Raw genomic sequence first — 454 nt, forward strand, 5'->3', positions numbered from 1 at the left:
GCTTGCCCGCGAGCGGCTCGCTGCGCCACAGCAGCGCGCGATATTCGTCCGCCGTCATGCCGGAGACGGTCTGATGCTCCTGCCGCAGTTCGTAAGCCGCAAATCCCCGGACATAGTCGCCCTGTACCAGCGCGATCAGCGCGTTGTTCCAGTCCGGACCGAAGGTCATGTCGACTGTCGCCAGCTCCGCACGAAACGGCTGACCCGCGAAGGTCTTGCGCATCAGCGCCATGCGCGGCTTCAACTCGCTCTTCATCTTGCCGCCGCCGATCGCCAGCGCCTCGTCGTTGAGACTTCGGGCCGCCTCGTACCGCTGCTGACGGTTCAACGTCACCGCCAGATTGACCAGCACGCGATAGTCGCGGCGGATCGTCAACGCGCGGCGCAATACCTCTTCCGATTCGGCAAGCCGGTCGACCCGCTCGAGCACGGTGCCCAGCGCAAACAGCGCTTC

Annotated in this window: 1 protein-coding gene; it reads right to left on the minus strand. The window is 65.4% G+C overall.

Annotation, left to right across the window (positions count from 1 at the left end):
- Window positions 1-454, minus strand: a 454-nt coding sequence (locus tag J5M57_RS28495) for a tetratricopeptide repeat protein (RefSeq protein WP_207938545.1), incomplete at both ends; no start/stop codon positions are given.

The organism is Pseudomonas sp. 86_A (assembly GCF_017491705.1).
In the GTDB taxonomy this organism is placed as follows: Bacteria; Pseudomonadota; Gammaproteobacteria; order Pseudomonadales; family Pseudomonadaceae; genus Aquipseudomonas; species Aquipseudomonas koreensis.